Source organism: Shewanella septentrionalis (assembly GCF_025370265.1).
Lineage (GTDB): Bacteria > Pseudomonadota > Gammaproteobacteria > Enterobacterales > Shewanellaceae > Shewanella > Shewanella hafniensis.
This window is the reverse complement of record NZ_JAMTCC010000099.1, coordinates 1-2,341: the sequence shown is the minus strand read 5'-3', so window position 1 is coordinate 2,341 and position 2,341 is coordinate 1. Positions and strand designations below refer to the sequence as shown.

Sequence of the window (2,341 nt, the reverse complement as noted above, 5' to 3'; positions counted from 1 at the left end):
GTGCCATTGATGATGCCGCCTTTTTGTTTAAAGCTGCTTGCCAGCGCGCGCAATGTGCCCTCGCTGTCCTTGGTCATGTTGGCGGTGAGTGAGTGGGTATGCAGCTGCGGATCTTCTTCACGGCTAGTTTTGTGGCGTACCATTGCAAACAGCAAATTGCCCGTGTTTTCAAAAGAGGTCGCTTTGGTATCAGGGTTGGTTTGTCTGGCCTGCGCCGCATCTTTCTCGATATGCGATAACGCGAATTTTACCGCGTCATCGTGCGCTGTCATTAAGCGTTTATCGCCGCCCACGAGTGCAAGTAAACTGACGGATTTAGGCGCCGAAAAGGTAAAGTCAAAACCGTTGCGGGCGTTGCTGTTTTGGGTTTTAAGCGTTTGGTCGTTCAGGCTACCGGCTAACACCTCTTTGAGTTGATGCTCTTCAACGGGCTTGCCTAGCATTCCCTCTTGCTCTGCCAGTTTGCCATACCATTGGGTATTGGGCTCGGCGCTCTGCTCTTTCAAGTAATAGTTGGTTTCCCCTTCTTTGGCGTCCGCTGCTTTTTCTAACGACACGTCAGGCAAATTGAGGTTCTTTTCTTCACTGAGGTAGTAGCTGGCCGCGCCGCCAGCGCTCGACGCAATGGGACTGATGGAAAGCATAATGATATTCCTTTAGAAGGACCTCGCGCGGGGCGCGAGGTGAACTAATCCGGTAGGTTTATTCTGAGTCGAGTTGAGCTTTGATTTCGTCAGACGTGAAGCCCAGCGCTTTGAGTTCCGCGATGGCTTCAATTCGACGCATGACGTTCATCCGTTCATGGTCATTTTTAGAGGCTTTACGTGAGGGCTTTTTCGCCGACAATTCGGGCACTCGTACTCGTACTGTGGTGTTGAATGAGGTCATCGTTTTAGCTCCTTTAGTCGAGCGATATTTCTTCGTGTACAGACACGATTTGCAGCTCTTCAAGTCGCTGTGCATCCTCAATGTGCTGGTCATTGGCCTTTTGTTTTTCAGCGGCTTTTTTCTTCTCTGCATCCTTGAGCGCTAACTCAGTCGGTTTGGCCTTTTTCGCATCGATGAGGCTTTGGGCGACCGCATCGGTTTTTTCAGCAAGTTTGGTCATGCGCTGCGCTTCCGCGCTGCGTTCATCATTGTTTTCATCACCTTCATACATGGTGTCATGAATGCTTTGGAGCTTGGTTTTATCCGCTTTATCGACGTGTTGAACCGCACTGAACTGGTGATAGTTCAGACTCCATTCAATCTGCTTTATGTTTTCAGACGGGGTGTAGTCCCGTTTGATAAACGGGGCGCACAGTGAGCGCATTTGGTTAAAGACTAAATCCACTCTTACCACGGGATAATTGCCAGGCGTGCGCAGCCAAAATTGTAAATCTTCAAGCTGCATGATTTCAGAGGGCGTGACCACAGGGCGGGTAATGGTTTGATGGCCCAGTGATACGCCATCCCTGATTTCATTAGCGCCGTAGCTGTATTGCTCTTTAGAGACATCGACTTCTTGCTCACCTAAATCGTGAGACGAGATTTTGGCCATTTCGTTAGAGGGTGAGCGGAAAAATAAGCGAGTGTTGAGCAAGTCGAACATTTCAAGCGCCGCATTTTCGCCATACACTTTCTTAAGCTGAGCAAATGACTGAATGCCTATGACATAACAGCCGCCGAACTTGCGCACTTCGGCGATTGTTTCGGCAAGTTCAGGTAACTTGTGCAAGCTTGGTGCTTCATCCATCAACACCCAAATTCTGCGGTCGGGGTTTTCGTCTTGTTCTAAAATGGCGGTCGAGGCAATGGATAGCCACATTGAAATTAAGGGGCGCAATGAAGCATGTTGCTGTGCGTTACTGGATAGAAATAGAAAGCCATTTTCGGCATCGTTTTTCACCCACTCACGAATTGAAAATTTGCGGCGAAGGAGTTTTCCCTGTTCGTCCTTTTCATCCAGTCCGGCAAGGAATCGTAATGATTTGATGTAAGCCGCGAGAACCGACTTAATGGATATCGCCGTTTTTTGGATTTTATCGGATACCAGTGAGGCCGATTCGGTCCCTTTAAGATACTCACTTAAGGACTCAAGTTCGCTGGTCAGCATGAGTTCAAGCAGTCGTTCTGTGGTTTGGTTCTTTTTAGGTTCATCTTGCATCTTAAATGCAGTAGATGAAAAAATGGTACGTGCAGATTGCACCCAAAATGGATCGCCCTCGCCGTGTTGGGGAATGAGCGCGCTCGCCATGTTCTCAAAATCTGAGGGCTCATGCGCATCACACCACACATCCCAGTAAGCACAGCGTTCATCAAACGGGTTCAGCAGCACATCGGTAGCAGGATTATAAAATTT

General features: G+C 48.7%; 3 protein-coding genes. All 3 read right to left on the bottom strand.

Going from position 1 to position 2,341, the window contains the following annotated elements:
* Nucleotides 1-644 (bottom strand): MobF family relaxase (gene mobF / locus NE536_RS22640; protein ID WP_261274101.1); only part of this gene is annotated, 644 nt, incomplete at its 3' end.
* Nucleotides 645-702: 58 nt separating this feature from the next.
* The gene (locus tag NE536_RS22635; protein ID WP_261274100.1) at nucleotides 703-888 is read right to left on the bottom strand and encodes a thyroid hormone receptor interactor 11-like protein; all 186 of its coding nucleotides are present in this window, start codon (nucleotides 886-888) and stop codon (nucleotides 703-705) included.
* 13 nt (nucleotides 889-901) lie between these two features.
* The coding region (traD, locus tag NE536_RS22630; protein WP_261274099.1) for a type IV conjugative transfer system coupling protein TraD at nucleotides 902-2,341 on the bottom strand (1,440 nt) is incomplete at its 5' end.

Coding starts and splice junctions, on each gene's coding strand:
- NE536_RS22635 (WP_261274100.1), bottom strand. CDS start 888: ATGACCTCATTCAACACCACAGTACGAGTACGAGTGCCCGAATTGTCG.